The sequence below is a fragment of the Kitasatospora sp. NPDC051702 genome (assembly GCF_040681575.1).
Lineage (GTDB): Bacteria > Actinomycetota > Actinomycetes > Streptomycetales > Streptomycetaceae > Kitasatospora.
Map to the genome: position 1 here is coordinate 1 of NZ_JBFAZB010000057.1, position 14610 is coordinate 14610.

15 protein-coding genes are annotated in these 14610 nt (G+C 73.8%); 5 read left to right on the forward strand and 10 right to left on the reverse strand.

Annotated elements, in window-relative coordinates; genetic code table 11:
• A partial coding sequence (locus AB0N04_RS33390; RefSeq protein ID WP_363365635.1) for an amidohydrolase family protein occupies positions 1-549 on the forward strand: 549 nt, incomplete at its 5' end.
• Between the two features lie 72 nt (positions 550-621).
• Here AB0N04_RS33390 and AB0N04_RS33395 read toward each other — a convergent pair.
• A complete protein-coding gene (locus AB0N04_RS33395; protein ID WP_360215098.1) occupies positions 622-1614 on the reverse strand; it encodes a hypothetical protein in 993 nt (330 codons plus the stop codon).
• 144 nt (positions 1615-1758) lie between these two features.
• Positions 1759-3543, reverse strand: a complete 1785-nt coding sequence (locus AB0N04_RS33400; protein ID WP_360215095.1) for a diguanylate cyclase — start codon at positions 3541-3543, stop codon at positions 1759-1761.
• A 395-nt stretch (positions 3544-3938) separates the two neighbouring features.
• Here AB0N04_RS33400 and AB0N04_RS33405 point away from each other — a divergent pair, with 395 nt between their 5' ends.
• Positions 3939-4466, forward strand: coding sequence for a flavin reductase family protein (locus tag AB0N04_RS33405; protein ID WP_360215092.1), 528 nt, complete (start codon positions 3939-3941; stop codon positions 4464-4466).
• A 6-nt stretch (positions 4467-4472) separates the two neighbouring features.
• Here AB0N04_RS33405 and arfB read toward each other — a convergent pair whose 3' ends face one another.
• Positions 4473-4907, reverse strand: a complete 435-nt coding sequence (gene arfB / locus AB0N04_RS33410) for an alternative ribosome rescue aminoacyl-tRNA hydrolase ArfB (RefSeq protein ID WP_360215089.1) — start codon at positions 4905-4907, stop codon at positions 4473-4475.
• 140 nt (positions 4908-5047) lie between these two features.
• Here arfB and AB0N04_RS33415 point away from each other — a divergent pair, with 140 nt between their 5' ends.
• Positions 5048-5536, forward strand: a complete 489-nt coding sequence (locus AB0N04_RS33415) for a hypothetical protein (protein ID WP_360215086.1) — start codon at positions 5048-5050, stop codon at positions 5534-5536.
• Between the two features lie 125 nt (positions 5537-5661).
• Complete coding sequence (locus AB0N04_RS33420; protein WP_360215083.1) at positions 5662-6237, forward strand: TerD family protein; 576 nt, start codon at positions 5662-5664, stop codon at positions 6235-6237.
• Positions 6238-6337: 100 nt separating this feature from the next.
• Here AB0N04_RS33420 and AB0N04_RS33425 read toward each other — a convergent pair whose 3' ends face one another.
• The 7 genes from AB0N04_RS33425 to AB0N04_RS33455 all read right to left on the reverse strand — a co-directional run bounded on the left by AB0N04_RS33425 (position 6338) and on the right by AB0N04_RS33455 (position 12983).
• A complete protein-coding gene (locus tag AB0N04_RS33425) occupies positions 6338-7579 on the reverse strand; it encodes a hypothetical protein (RefSeq protein ID WP_360215080.1) in 1242 nt (413 codons plus the stop codon).
• A 177-nt stretch (positions 7580-7756) separates the two neighbouring features.
• The gene (locus tag AB0N04_RS33430; protein WP_360215077.1) at positions 7757-8245 is read right to left on the reverse strand and encodes a DUF3180 domain-containing protein; all 489 of its coding nucleotides are present in this window, start codon (positions 8243-8245) and stop codon (positions 7757-7759) included.
• A 174-nt stretch (positions 8246-8419) separates the two neighbouring features.
• Positions 8420-9019, reverse strand: a complete 600-nt coding sequence (gene folK / locus AB0N04_RS33435) for a 2-amino-4-hydroxy-6-hydroxymethyldihydropteridine diphosphokinase (RefSeq protein WP_360215074.1) — start codon at positions 9017-9019, stop codon at positions 8420-8422.
• A gap of 58 nt (positions 9020-9077) precedes the next feature.
• Entirely contained in the window at positions 9078-9437 is a 360-nt protein-coding gene (gene folB / locus AB0N04_RS33440) for a dihydroneopterin aldolase (protein ID WP_360215118.1), read from the reverse strand.
• 247 nt (positions 9438-9684) lie between these two features.
• Positions 9685-10182 (reverse strand): nuclear transport factor 2 family protein, encoded by a 498-nt coding sequence (locus AB0N04_RS33445; protein WP_280685470.1) that lies wholly within the window; start codon positions 10180-10182, stop codon positions 9685-9687.
• Positions 10179-11075 carry a dihydropteroate synthase gene (folP, locus tag AB0N04_RS33450; protein ID WP_360215071.1) on the reverse strand — a complete coding sequence of 299 codons (897 nt, stop codon included), beginning with the start codon at positions 11073-11075 and terminating at the stop codon, positions 10179-10181. The genes AB0N04_RS33445 and folP overlap by 4 nt, the downstream gene beginning before the upstream one ends.
• A 69-nt stretch (positions 11076-11144) precedes the next feature.
• A complete protein-coding gene (locus AB0N04_RS33455) occupies positions 11145-12983 on the reverse strand; it encodes a phosphatidylglycerol lysyltransferase domain-containing protein (RefSeq protein ID WP_360215068.1) in 1839 nt (612 codons plus the stop codon).
• A gap of 378 nt (positions 12984-13361) precedes the next feature.
• Between AB0N04_RS33455 and AB0N04_RS33460 the strand changes: the two genes are divergently transcribed.
• Positions 13362-14516 (forward strand): alpha/beta hydrolase-fold protein, encoded by a 1155-nt coding sequence (locus AB0N04_RS33460; protein ID WP_360215065.1) that lies wholly within the window; start codon positions 13362-13364, stop codon positions 14514-14516.
• Positions 14517-14610: the final 94 nt, after the last annotated feature.

Consider the following 14610-nt stretch of genomic DNA (forward strand, 5'->3'; position numbering starts at 1 on the left):
GTCGCCACCCACCTCTTCAACGCCATGCCCGGCATCGCCCACCGCGCCCCCGGCCCCATCGTCGCCCTCCTCGAGGACGACCGCGTCACCGTCGAGCTGATCAACGACGGCGTGCACCTGCACCCCTCCGTCCTCGACCTCGCCTACCGCACCGCCGGCGCCTCCCGCGTCGCCCTGATCACCGACGCCATGGGCGCCGCCGGCATGGGCGACGGCCTCTACCCCCTCGGCCCCCTCCAGGTCCGCGTCCAGGACGGCGTCGCGCGCCTGGTCGAGGGCGGCGCGATCGCCGGTTCCACCCTCACGCTGGACGTCGCCTTCAAGCGCTCCGTCACGGTCAACGGCCTCAGCCTGGGCCAGACCGTCGAGTCGCTCTCCACCACCCCCGCCCGGCTGCTCGGCCTGGCCGGCACCACCGGCTCCCTCGAGACCGGCAAGCTGGCGGACCTCGTCGCCCTCGACTCCGAGACCTACGACCTGGTCGCCGTCATGCGCCGCGGCCGCTGGGTGCTCGGCGCCGAGCGCTTCGACGTGGTGAAGCCCGCCTGACGGCCCCCGGGACGCCGACGGCCGCCCTCCCCCACGGGGACGGGCGGCCGTCGCGCACTCGGACGCCGGGCGTCAGCCGCTCGGCTCGACGGTGATCTGGTCGATCAGGATCGGTCCGCCCGGCGCGGTGATGACGACGCTGTTCGCCCCGGCCTGCAGCTGCGGGAGTATCCAGGTGGTGTACCAGGAGGACGCCGGGTCCTTGCCGGGCGAGTAGTTCTTGAACGGCAGCCCGCTCGGCCAGTCCTTGCCGTTCACCGAGGCCGCGCCCTTCACGTCCGCGCCGGCGTTGCTGAAGTGCACCGTCAGCTTGTACGTCCCGGCGGTGGCGACCTCGCCGTTCCACGTCACCGAGCCGCCCTGCTGGAGGGTCAGGTAGCTGCCGTCCGCGGACTTGGCGCCCTTGACGCTGTTGCCGGACGGCGCGTTCTGGGCCTGCAGCTGGCCCGCGTCCACGGTGGTCGGGCCGGCCGCGACGGTGGCGCTCGCCGAGGGCGAGGCGGTCGGGGACGACCCGCCGGTCGCGGCGGTGGTGGGCGGGGCCGCGGCGGTGGTCTGGGTGCCGGACTTGGCGGTCTTGTCGCCGTCCGGGTCGCCCGAGGACAGCGCGATGCCGGCGCCGATCGCGATGGCCGCGACGACGGCGACCGCGCCGATCACCGCGCCCTTGCTGCGACCGCTGCTCGGCCGCTCCTCGCCCGGCTGCGGCCGGGAGTGCTCGGCGTAGCGGTTCTGCTGGGTGGGCGCCGTGCCGTACTCGGGCTGCTGCGGCGCCCCCTGCTGGGCGTACGGGGTCTGCTGCTGGCCCGGGTAGCCCGGCTGCTGCTGGCCGTAGGCCGGCTGCTGCGGCGCCCGGGGCGGGTACTGCTGCCCGTACTGCGCCCGGCCGACCTCCATCGGGCGGTTGTACGACGTCCGGGGCACGCCCTGCTGCGGCTCGGCCGACTGCCCGGTCGAGCCCTCGGCCGGGCGGTAGAGGTAGCCGAACGGATCGTCGTCCTGCGGGGCACCGCCCCCCTGGCCCTCGGGCACTCCGTTGCTGCCGGCGGTCGTCACGGTGGTCAACTCCCCCATCCGGTTCGCGCCGCCGGGTGCGGACCGGCGCAGATCATGGACGCTCTCGTACCCGGGAACCCTACCTGCCGTACCCGACTGCCGGGAAAGAGCCCTTGACAACCCACGGGTAACCTGCGCGGCCCCGGGGCCCGGTCAGCCCGCCCGCCGGTGCGAACGCTCGCCGCGCGCGCCGCGCACCGCGCCCCCGCGCGCCCGCTTCTCGTCGTACATCCGCTCGTCCGCGGTGTGCAGCACCTCCTCGGTGCTCATCCCGCAGCCCGCCCAGCCGATGCCGAGGCTGACGCCCACCCGCATCGCCCGGCCGTCGATCCGCATCGGCGGGATGATCGCGTTGCGCAGCCGGTGGGCGAGGTCCTTGGCCTCCTCCCGGCCGATGCCGTCGGCCAGCACGACGAACTCGTCGCCGCCGAGCCGGGCCACCGTGTCGCCGTCCCGGACGGCCTGGCTCAGCCGCCGGGCGACCTCGACCAGCACCGCGTCGCCCGCGTTGTGGCCGAACCGGTCGTTGATCGACTTGAAGCCGTCCAGGTCGCAGAAGAGCACCGCGAGCCCCTTGTCCGCGTGGGCCGCGGCCCCCGAGCGGAAGGGCGCCGACCAGGCCTCGCCCGGGCCGTGGTCGGTGGGGACCACCGCGTGCACGTGCTCCCCGCAGGCCGCGGTCAGCCCCGGCAGCGGACCGGCCTCGGGCAGCCCGTAGCCGTGCACCGGCCCGGCGTACGGGTCCGCCCCCTCCAGCCCGTCGTAGGCGGCGTGCGCGGCGTAGGAGTCCGCGGGGTAGCCGTACGGGGCCGGGTAGGCCGTCTCGGCCCCGGCGGCGGCGCCGACGGTCTGCGGCTCGCTGCAGAGCCGACGGGCCAGCCGGGCCTTCAGCTCGGCGCTGTTCGGCAGGCCGGTGAGCGCGTCGTGGCTGGCCCGGTGGGCGAGCTGGAACTCGTGCCGCTTGCGCTCCTCGATGTCCTCGACGTGGGTGAGCAGGAAGCTCGGGCCCTCGGCCGCGTCCGCCACGATCGAGTTGCGCAGGCACACCCACTGGTAGCCGCCGTCCCGCCGGGACAGCCGCAGCTCCGCCCGGCCGCTCTCGGCGCTGGTGCGCTCCAGCAGGGCCCGGTCCTCGGGGTGGACGAGATCGGCGAAGCTCTGCTGGCGCAGCACCGCGCGGGGGCGGCCGAGCAGTCGGCAGAGCGCGTCGTTGACCCTGGTCAGCTGGCCGCGACCGGCGCCGTGCAGTTCGGTGATGGCCATCCCGCTGGGCGCGTACTCGAAGGCCTGGCGGAAGCTCTCCTCGCTGGCCCGCAGCGCCTGCTGCTCCTTCTCCAGCCGGGCCAGGGCGCGCTGCATCTCGGCCCGCAGCCGGGCGTTGCCGATCGCGATGGAGGCCTGCAGCGAGAACATCTCCAGCGCCTCGCGGGTCCACGCCCCGGGCCGCTTGCCGCTGCGCGGACGGTCCACCGAGAGCACGCCGAGCAGGTCGCCGCCAGCGCTGTACATCGGGGCGAGCAGTCCGTCGGCCGGGTGCCAGTCGTTGGCGTAGACGGGCAGCGGGCCGTCCCCGATCCAGCGCGGGATGTCGCTGGCGACGGCCCAGCCTCGGTCGTAGGGGAGGAAGCGCAGGGTGCCCCAGTGGTCGCTGACGCCGAGCAGCCGGTCCCAGGACTCCCGGGAGCCGACCTGGCCGAGCAGCACGGAGGGGCCGCCCATGGCGCTCTCCTCGAGCTCCCAGACGGCCGCCACCACCAAGTCGCCGTCCGGGCGGACCAGGCTGACCGCGGCGGCGTCGAAGCCGAGCCCGTGCACCGCGCCCTCGACGACGGCCTGCAGCGTGCCCGCCAGGCTGCGGGCAGCGTTGAGGTCCGCCACGACCCGGTGCAAGGTGCGGAGGGTCGCGAGACGGACGTACGGCTCCGACTCGGCTTCCATGCGGGGGCTCCCCGGCTGCTTCGGATAGTTCTTGATTGGTTATCGTCCGATTGCCAGAAGAACTGAATCACAGGGAGCACAGCGTTCGGCACGCTCGGTCAGCAATAGGCCGCTACTTGTGACTTAAATCACACAACACTAATGCGCCCTTAATCAGCTCATCCGCCCCATAGCGGTACATCACGCGCTATCAGGGCAATTCCCGTGGTCGACCTCAGCGGTCCCGCACTGAAGGCCCCTGCCGCCCGGCAGGCCCCTCACTTCACTCCTGAGAGTGAGCTCCACCACCTCGCGGGGGGCGGGTCCCGCCACCGCCCGTGACCCCGGCCCGCGCCGGTGGTCCTACGACCTCGGCCCGATGCAGAGCGCGGCGGCCTCCGGCTACCGTGCGGTACGTGTACCCGTCCCCGCAGCCCGAAGCTGCCACCCAGGCCACGCCCGACGAGTTCCGGGCAGCACTCTCCCAGCTCGCCGCCGGCGTCAGCCTGGTCACCGTCCACGACCCGGAGGACGGCGAGGACATCGGCATGACCGCCACGTCCTTCCTCTCGGTGTCGCTGGAGCCCCCGCTGGTGCTGATCTCGGTCCGCGAGGACTCCCGGATGGACGAGGTGCTCACCCGGACGGACACCTGGGCGGTCTCGCTGCTCACGGAGGGCCAGAAGGCGCTCGGCTCCCGCTTCGCCATGAAGGGCCGGCTCAGCGACCGGCTGCTCTTCGCGGACACCCCGCACCGGCGCGGCCCGCACTCCGGGGCGCCGCTGATCGACGGCGCGCTCGCCACCGTCGAGTGCCGCACCGAACAGCGGATACCCGCAGGTGACCACACGCTGCTGCTCGGCCGCGTCCTGGAGGCCGTGGTCCCCAACCCGGCCGGCCGGCCGCTGCTCTACTTCCGCGGCGGGTACCGCGCCCTCGGCTGAGCCCGCCTACTCGCCGCCCCGCGGCGAGCGCCGGCCCTGCTTCAGCTCGGAGCGGTGCCGCTTGCCGGCCAGTCGCCGCTCGACCGTCCCCCGGCTGGGCCTGGTCGCCCGCCGGGCCTTCGGCGGCGGCGCGCACGCCTCGGTCAGCACCGCCGACAGCCGGGCCGCGGCCGCCTCCCGGTTGCGCCACTGCGAGCGGAACTCGGAGGCCTGGATCACCAGCACCCCGCCGTCCACCAGCCGCCCGGCCAGCCGCTCCAGCGCACGCTCGCGCCACACCTCGGGCAGCGCCCGGGAGGACGCCAGGTCGTAGCGCAGCTCGACCTTCGTGTCGGAGGTGTTGACGTGCTGGCCACCGGGGCCGGAGGAACGCGAGAAGCGCCAGACGAGCTCGGCGTCGGGGACGACCACCGACCCCCGTACGCGGATGGGCTCGGGCATGCGCCCATCATCCCGCGCCCGCCCCCGCCGGGTCACCCGGTTATCCGCACCGGTCCGGGCGGGTCCGCGGACCCCCGCCCGCCCGCCACCGGCACCGCCCCGGTTCCGCGGCACCGCCCGCAGCCCGGACAATGGCCTACGTGATCGAGCTCGGCTACTCCCTCTCCAACCGCTTCCCCGACCCTCCGCAGACGGACTACCGGTCCGCCTCGGTGCACGCGCTGCGGTACGACCTGTTCTGCGGCGACGTCTACCTGGAGGCCGAGGGCGCCGAGCTGTCCACCGCCTGGGGGTGGGTGCCGGTGCTGGACTTCGCGTGGGCGCTGTGCGACATCGCCGAGCAGCTGGACCGCGACCCGGACGGCGGCCGGGCCGCCCGGGTGCAGACCGCCGACCTGGACTTCACTCAGAACACCGAGCTGCTGCGGTTCGCCCGCCGCTTCAACTGGGTCGAGGTCAGCGCGACCTGGCTGCCGGACGAGCCGCCCGCGGTGGTGCGCCACGGCGAGCTGCGGCGCGAGGCCCGGGACTTCCTCCAGGACACCCTCGCCGATCTGTTCGACATGCACCCCGACCTGGCCGACAATCCGAACATCTGGTCACTGCAGGGCCGGTTCCGCCGGATCTGATCCCCGTTATTGCCCCGCCTTTGCCCGGGGATTGGCGGCCACCAGAAATTCACGGACTCCGTGGAACCAACCCACCCGAGTATTGCGTTGTCCGGGGAAAAGCGAACGAAGGGACTGCAATCGCCATGCCAGTGAGCCTCTCCAAGGGTGGCAACGTCTCGCTGACCAAGGAGGCCCCCGGCCTGTCCGCGGTCAGCGTCGGCCTGGGCTGGGACGTCCGGACCACCACCGGCGCCGAGTTCGACCTCGACGCCAGCGCGATCGTCCTGAACGCGGACGGCAAGGTGCTGTCCAACGGGCACTTCGTCTTCTTCAACAACACCAGCACCCCCGACAACACCGTCGTGCACACCGGTGACAACCGCACCGGCGAGGGCGTCGGCGACGACGAGTCGATCAACGTGAACCTGGCCGGCCTGCCGGCCGAGGCCGTCAAGATCACCTTCCCGGTCACCATCTACGACGGGGTCGCCCGCGGCCAGAGCTTCGGCCAGGTCCGCAACGCCTACATCCGCGTGGTGAACGCCGCCGGCGGTGCCGAGATCGCCCGCTACGACCTCTCCGAGGACGCCGCCACCGAGACCGCGATGATCTTCGGCGAGCTGTACCGCAACGGCGGCGAGTGGAAGTTCCGTGCCGTCGGCCAGGGCTACGCCTCCGGCCTGGCGGGCATCGCCCAGGACTTCGGCGTCCAGCTCTGACGCCCCGCCGGGCCCGTCCCGGCACCCCCGGGAACGCCGCGGCGCGGGAAGTCGGTCGGACCGACTTCCCGCGCCGTCGCCGTTTCCAGCGGCCCCGGGCTCAGCGCGAGGCGCGCAGCTCCGGGAGCTGGATCAGCTCGGTCTCCTCCTCCGGGGTCAGGTCGACCACCTCGGGCACCGCCCCGTCCCCGGCCGCACGGCCCGTCGGCTCGTCGCGACCCTCCGGCTCGCCGACGCCCTCCGGCGCGGGCGCCGCCTGGGCCTCCCGGACCTCCTGCGCCTCGGCCTGCGCCTGTGCGGCCACCGCCTCGTCGCCCACCACGTCCGCGAGGTCCGTGCGCTCCCCCAGCTCGGCGACGCTGCCCACCGCCGGCGCCGGGGCCGCCGCACGCACGGCCGAACCCGGAGCAGCACCAGTACCAGCACCGCGGCCGAAGAAGCTGAAGCCCTGTCCGCGCGCCCCGGACTGCGCCGGGCGCAGCCGCTGCCGTTCCACCGGGGCGGGCACCGCGACCGGAGCCGTCGGCGCCCCGCCGAGCTGCCCGACCGTGGCGGTCAGCGCCGGGCGCACCGGCGCGGGCCGCACCGGCGCCTGGGCGGCCGGAGCCGGCACCGCCGGGGCCTGGGCCGGGGTCGGCACCGCAGGGGCCACCGGAGCCGGCACCACGGGCGCCACCGGGGCCGGTACGACGGGCGCAGGGGCCACCGCGGCCGGAGCCTGCCGGACCGGGGCCTGCCTGGCCGGCGCCGCGGCCGCGCGCAGCGCGACCTCCGCGCCCGCGGTCCGCTCCCGCTGCGCCTCCCGCTCCGCCGCCCGCCGCGCCAGCAGCCGCAGCACGGAGCCGGCACGGACGAACGCGGCCGGGCTGGCCGGGTGCTTGGGGCGGCTCGCGGCGAGCGCCCGCTGGGCCGCCTCGGCCTCCTTGAGCGCCTGCTCGGCCACCGCCACGGCCCGCTCCCGCAGCAGCCGGGCGATCTCCGTCTCGGCCTTGGCGAGCCGGGACTTTTCCGCGGTGAGCCGCCGCCCGAACCGGGTGGCCCGCTCCTCGGCGACCTCGGCCGCGTACTCGGCCTCCGCGAGCTGCTCCTCGAAGCGCTCCTCGGCCCGCAGGCGCTGTGCGACGGCCATCTCGGCGGCGGCCCGGGCGGCCTTGTCACGCTGCTTCAGGAGCAGCGCGAAGCCGAGCGTCGCGATCACCGCAGCGACGCCCACCGAGCGCACCAGGATGGTGTCCTGACTGAAGAGCAGGGCGCCCAGCGCGGCCACGAGCAGCACGCCGGCGGCGGTGGGGGGGAAGATCCGGCCGAGGACGGAGGAATGACGGTGACGTCCGCGAGACATGCCAAGAAACTAGCGTGCGAATTGGGGCCGTGTCAGCCCAGGGTCCCCTTCCGCCCTTGACAGTGCGCAAGTTTTACCGCACGTACCCGGCGCTTCACTCAAGATCACCGGGAATGCCCCGTTCGGCGCTGCGGGGCCGGCCCGCGCGAGCGGACCGCTCAGCGGCGCCGGACCCGCTCAGCGGTGCGAGGCCGCCGGACCGCTCGGCCCGTCGTGGTCCTCCGGCAGCCGGCACACGTGCTGCAGCCAGAGCGCCGCCGCTATCACCGCGGCTCCCGCCAGCACCGCGAGCCCGGCCGTGACTGCCTGGTCCTTGCGGGCCGGCACGTCCAGCTCGCCGAGCAGGAAGATCCCGGCGCCCGCGTAGACGCCGGTGACCACCGCCGAGACCAGCGCGCTGGCCTGGCCGAGCACCACCGCCCGGGCCGCGAGCAGCGGGTCGACGCCCTTCGCGCCGGGCTGCCGCTCGCGCACCGCCTTCAGCCGGGAGCGCAGCGACAGCGCGGTGGCCAGCAGGATCACCGCCACCGCGGCCAGCACCACCGGCGCCGCGACCGGCACCGCCGGCAGCGTGTCCAGGGAGGCCCACAACTTGGCGCCGGCCCAGCACAGCGCCGTCGTGGCAGCGGTGATGCCGACCAGCAGACGGAGGCGAAGCAGCTTCACTCGGAGGAGGTCCTTCCCGGGGTTACCAGAGCCGGCCGGCCGCCCGGTGGTCCGGCACGGCGGCGCCAGGCCACCGTACCGGGCCCGGCCGGGCGGACCACCGCGCGAACGGCGGACACCTAGTCGTACGGCCGGGCCCCCGGTCTGGTTCCCCGGCCGCCCGGCCGGGGGCGGTCACTCCGGCAGCGTCAGCCGGATGTCCTCGCGGCGCCACACGCCCTGCGCGTCCGGGCCGCCGAGGGCCCGCAGCAGTTCGGCGACCTGCCCGTGCCCGGGCACCTCGGCCTCCGGCTGGGCGTCCAGCCAGGGGGCGAGCACGAAGGCCCGCTCGTGCGAGCGCGGGTGCGGCAGCAGCAGCTGCGGGTCGTCGCTGAGCACGCCCTCGTAGGCGAGGATGTCGACGTCCAGGGTGCGCGGGCCCCAGTGGACGGTCCGGACCCGGCCGAAGGCGTCCTCGATCGCGTTGCCGCGCTCCAGCAGGTCGCGCGGGGGCAGCGTGGTGCGCAGCACGACGACCGCGTTGTAGTAGTTGGGCTGTTCGTCGGGGCCGCCCATGGCCTCGGTCTCGTAGACGGCGGAGACCGACTTGATCTTGAGTCCGGGGGTGTCGGCCAGGGCGTCGACGGCCCCCTGGAGGGTGTCCAGGCGGTTGCCCAGGTTGCTGCCCAGTGCGATCACCGCGCACCGCTGGCTGTGCAGCGTGGTGTCGGCGGAGTCCACCCGGCTCTCCAGGTCGAACGTGGTCGGCGAGGCGGTCGGGTCGCTGGTGCTCATCGGGCGTCCTCTACTCGGGGAGGCTGGGCCTCTACAACTGCGGGGCGCGCAGCGGCGGTCATGCGCGGCTCCGGTGGATGGTCACGGTCACGTCGTCGAACGGCACGGTGATCGGGGCGTCGGGCTTGTGCACGGTCACCTCGACCTCCTCGACCGCTTCGTGCTTCAGGCACTGGTCGGCGATGCGCTGGGCGAGGGTCTCGATCAGGTCGACCGGCTCCCCGGCGATGATCGCGGTGACCTCCTCGGCCACGATGCCGTAGTGCGCCGTGCGGGTGAGGTCGTCGCCGGACGCGGCGGGGCGGGTGTCCAGGTACAGCACGAGGTCGACCACGAAGGTCTGGCCCTCGACGCGCTCGCGCTCGAAGACGCCGTGGTGGCCCCGGGCACGCAGACCCCGCAGGGTGACGCGGTCCAGCAAACGAATCACTGCTCCCAGTCGGACGGGCCCCACCCGGAGAATGACATGGACGGGCAGGGCGAAGGCGGGCAGCAGGCCCGCCACTCCGTTTCGAATCTACCCGCGGGGGCGGACACCGCCTGACCGTCCTACCCGGCACGAACCGTCGCCACGCGCACCGGAATGGCGATTGACGTGAACGTTCGGTGACCACTCGGAAATTCCCGGGCGACCTCCCGGCGGCGGTTTTCGGGTAACTCCCGGATCAGTCCTCGTCGTCCTCGTCGCCGCTGGTCAGAACGGGTGAACCGTGGTGCGACCAGAGCTTCCACCCGGCCGGGGTGCGGCGGAAGAGATTCGTCGAGACGACCTTTCCGCCGACCAGCGGTCCGAGTTCGCCCTCCTCCTCCGCCTCGCCGCCGGAGAGGATGTTCTCGGTGCACGTGACAAGGGCCACATCACCGTGGACCTCCGCCTCGACGTCGGTCAGGAAGAACTGGATGTACTCCGTGTTCATCATGATCAACATGTACGAGCGGGTCACCTGTGCCCGCCCGCGCAGCACCGGCCAGCCGGGGTGCACACAGACCACCCCGCCCTTGTCGTCGGCGTCCGCGGCACCCAGCCAGGCGTCCTCGACCGCCTCCAGGTCCCCCTCCTCCAGCGCCTGGTAGAGCGCCCGGTTCGCCGCGAGCACGGCCTCCAGGTCCGCCTCGCGGGCCCGGCCGGCCGTCCCGCCGCTCAGCCTGCCGTCACCTGTCACAGACCCTCCCTCACCCCTCGTCGGGCCGCGTGCTGCCAGGCCGCGACCACCCGCACGGCGTCCGCCGTGCCGGACACGTCGTGCACCCGCACCGCCCAGGCGCCGGCCTGGGCCGACAGCACCGACACCGCGGCGGTCGCGTCGTCGCGCTCCCGCGCCGGGCGCAGCTCCCCGGTTTGCGGGTCGGCGAGCAGCGTACCCAGGAACCGCTTGCGCGATGCGGCCACCAGGACGGGACGGCCGAGCGCGGTGAGCGCGTCCAGCCGGCCGAGCAGTGCCCAGTTGTGCTCGGCGGTCTTGGCGAAGCCGAGCCCCGGGTCGAGGATCAGCTGCTCCTCCTTGACCCCGGCCGCCAGCAGCGCCTCGACCCGGCCGGTGAGCTCGCCGACCACGTCGGTCACCACGTCGTCGTAGACCGCCAGCCGTTCCATGTCGGCGGACTGCCCGCGCCAGTGCATCACCACGAAGGGTGCGCCGGTCTCGGCGACCACCCGGGCCATCGCCGGGTCGGCCAGGCCGCCGGAGACGTCGTTGACGAGCGCGGCGCCGGCCGCGACGGCCTGCTCGGCGACGGAGGCGCGCATGGTGTCGACGGAGACCACCACCCCCGCCCCGGCCAGCTCGCGCACCACCGGCAGCACCCGGCGCAGCTCCTCCTCCTCGGGCACCCGCCGGGCGCCGGGGCGGGTGGACTCGCCCCCCACGTCCACCAGGTCGGCGCCGCGGGCGCGCAGGGCGAGCCCGTGCGCGATCGCCTTGGCGGGGTCGTGCCACAGGCCGCCGTCCGAGAAGGAGTCGAGCGTGACGTTGACCACGCCCATCACGGCGCAGCGGTCGAGCCGCGGCAGTCCGGCCGGCAGGGAGAAGGACGGCGAGTTGCTCATGTCCTCCATTATCGGACGGGGCCCCCGCCGAGGATCCTCGGCGGGGGCCCCGTCCACGCGGCGGCGCTCCGGGCGGCCTCAGGCGGCCTCGGTGACCTCGTGGGCGGCCGGGGCGGGCATCAGCCCCTCGCGCTGGCGCCGGCGGCCGAAGCGCGGCATGCCGAGCGTGATGAAGGCCTCGGCCTGCATCGCGGCGAAACCGATCCGCGGCAGGTCCCTGGTGCTCGGGAAGACCAGGAAGCGCGGCTCCCACTCGGGCTGGAACTTGGCGTTGAACTTGTACAGCGACTCGATCTGGAACCAGCGGGAGAGGAACACCAGCAGCCCGCGCCAGGCCCGCAGGACGGGGCCGGCGCCGATCCGCTCGCCGCGGGCCAGGGCCGAGCGGAACATCGCGAAGTTCAGCGACACCCGGCGCACGCCCATCGCGGGCACGGCCTGCAGGGCGGCGACGATCAGCAGCTCGTTCAGGCCCGGGTCGGCGGCGCGGTCGCGGCGCATCAGCTCCAGCGAGATGCCGTCCGGCCCCCAGGGCACGAAGTGCAGCACGGCCTTCAGGTCGTCGCCGCCCTCGCCCTCCTCCGGGGCCTTGTGCGCGGTGACCACCACGCAGTCCTCGTCCAGCGGGTCGCCGAAGCGGCCGAGGGCCATCGAGAAGCCGCGCTCGGTGTCGGTGCCGCGCCAGCGGGCGGCCGCGTCGGCGATCCGGTACCGCTCCGCCGGGGAGAGGTCGGAGACCCGGCGCACCTGGCAGGAGTAGCCGTTGCGCTCGATCCGCTTGACCATCTGGCGCACGTTGCGCATGGCCCGGCCGGAGAGCGAGAAGGAGGCGGTGTCGACGATCGCCTCGTCGCCCAGCTCCAGGGCGTCCAGGCCCGCCTCACGGGTCCAGACCTCGCCGCCGACCTCGCTGCAGCCCATCACGGCCGGCACCCAGGCGTGCTCGCGCGCCTCGGCCATGAACACCTTGATCGCGCCCGGCCAGGCCTCCACGTCGCCGACCGGGTCGCCGGAGGCCAGCATCACGCCGGAGACCACGCGGTAGGAGATCGCGGCCTTGCCGGTGGGCGAGAAGAGCACGCTCTTGTCGCGGCGCAGGGCGAAGTAGCCGAGCGAGTCGCGCTCGCCGTGCCGGGCGAGCAGCGCGCGGACCTTCTCCTCGTCCTCGGCGGTCAGCTCCGGCTTCGGCTTGCCAGGTCGCAGCGCCAGGTAGGCGGTGGTGAAGGCGGTCAGCAGACCGAGCCCGCCGAGCAGGTAGGCGACCAGGTCGGACATCCGGATGTTGTTGTAACGGATCGGCCCCTCGAAGCCGAACAGTCCGTACCCGACGTGCTCGAGCCGCTCGCCCAGACCGGGGTGGCCGATCTCGTACTTGGTCCGGGTGCTCACGATCAGCAGGCCCAGCAGCACGCTGACGGTGCCCATCACGACCAGGTTGACCAGCGCCCGCCAGCGGGTGCGCGGGTCGGCCTTGGCGTAGAACTCGCGCCGGTGCACGAGCAGCACGGCGAGGACCACCAGCGAGACGACCGCCGGGCCGACCTGGTGCCAGCGCACGATGTGCAGCGCCGCACCGACCGGCAGCAGCACGCACACCACCCGCCAGGCCCGCCGCTTGCGCCGGCGCAGCGCGTGCGCGAGCAGCACCAGCAGCAGGCCGACCATCATCGTGCCGACCGCGGCCAGCGTGGTGGTGCCGCCCGGCAGCTGCCCGGCGAAGCTGTGCATCCTGCTGTGGCGCAGCTTGGGGAACACCGCACTGGCGATGTCGAGCAGCCCGATCAGCAGACAGGCGTACCCGACCGCGCCGGGCAGCCAGGCCCTCGGCACGGCCGACGCCTGGTTGCGCAGCGTCTGCAGACCGCGGCGACGACGCGGCTGCTCGGGGCTCGGCTCAACGGACACGGGAACGCTCATGGAAGCTCAGCGTAGAGGCTGCGGGGCGCTGTCCCGTCACTCCGGGGGAGGACGCGTGATGGACCTTCATGCCATTTCCTTCATCGGGCAATGCGCATACCAAGGATCCGGAAACGGTCGGTAATCCGGTGCCGAGTGCGCGTTGCGGTTGAGCCGGGGGTGGGAGCCGGGGGCCCGTCGCCGCGTGGCGCGGCAGGGCCCTCCGGTACGCCGTACGTACGGTGGACGCCGCATTCTAGGGCGCCGGTTGCCTACGGACTCCCCCCGCCCTCCCGGCCCGCCCCGACGTCCGGACGGCGTAGCCGCGGTGGCCCGAGCTGACGGACCGCCAGACCATGAAGCCGTGCACCGACAGTGTCCCACCGGAAGGCCGACGGCATGGAACTGACCAGCGACGCGCTGGTGAACTCGCTGCTCGCCCTCGGCGCCGCGGCCCTCGTCACCACCCTGTGGCTCTGGCCCCGGCTCGCCCGCCAGCGCCCGCTGCCGGTCCTCGGCCGGCTTGGCCTGCTGACCGTCACTCAGGTCTCCGTGGTGGCCGTACTGGCGCTGGCGGTGAACAACTCCTTCGGGTTCTACACCTCCTGGGACGACCTGCTCAGCCCCGGCGGCACCAAGCTGGCGCTCACCAGCAACGAGAACCACAAGGGCGTCGCCCCGGCCTCGGACGAGCTGATCCAGCCGACCACCGAGGGCGGCCTGGAGACGGTCACCGACCTGCCCAAGGGCCCGCCCGAGGAGACCGGCAAGGTCGAGTCGGTCCGGGTCAACGGCAAGGAGACCGGCCTGTCCGACCAGATGTTCGTCTACCTGCCGCCCGAGTACTTCGACCCGAAGTTCGCGCTGGTCCGCTTCCCGGTCATGGTGGCCCTGGCCGGCTACCCCGGCACCACGCTCAACCTGCTCAAGGAGCTGCCGCTGGTGCACACCGTGACCGAGATGCAGAAGTCCGGCAAGATGCCGCCGACCATCGTGGTGATGGCCCGCCCGACCGTCGCGGCGCCGCGCGACACCGAGTGCGTGGACGTCCCCGGCGGCCCGCGCAGCGAGACCTGGTTCACCAAGGACGTGCCGGACGCGCTGCGCGCCACCTACCGCACCGGCCGCTCCGCGGCCTCCTGGTCCGTCTTCGGCTACTCGACCGGGGGCAGCTGCGCACTGCGGCTGGCGATGCGTTCCCCGAACGTCTACGGCAGCGCGGTCGGCCTGCACGGCGACTTCAAGGTGAAGGAGGACCAGTTCACCGGTGGCAGCCTGTTCGGCGGGGACAACGCCCTGGCCCAGCAGAGCGACCTCAACTGGCGGCTGCAGAACCTCCCGGCCCCGGCGCTGTCGCTGCTGGTGGTCTCCTCCCGCAAGGAGGGCGACTTCGCCCAGACCGTGCAGTTCGTCGAGCACGCCCAGCAGGTGGCCGCGGCCAACCCGCAGTTCCGGATCGACTCGCAGTACCTGGACGACGGCGGCCACAACTTCGACAGCTGGACCCGCGAGCTGCCGTCCTCGCTGGAGTGGATCGGCGAGCACCTCGGCTGACGCATGCGGGTGACTACCGGCCGGTCGCCCCGGCCGGCCGGCCGCCCGGGGGAACGTATCGCGGCCGCCCGTCCGACCCCCGGCGGGCGCCACC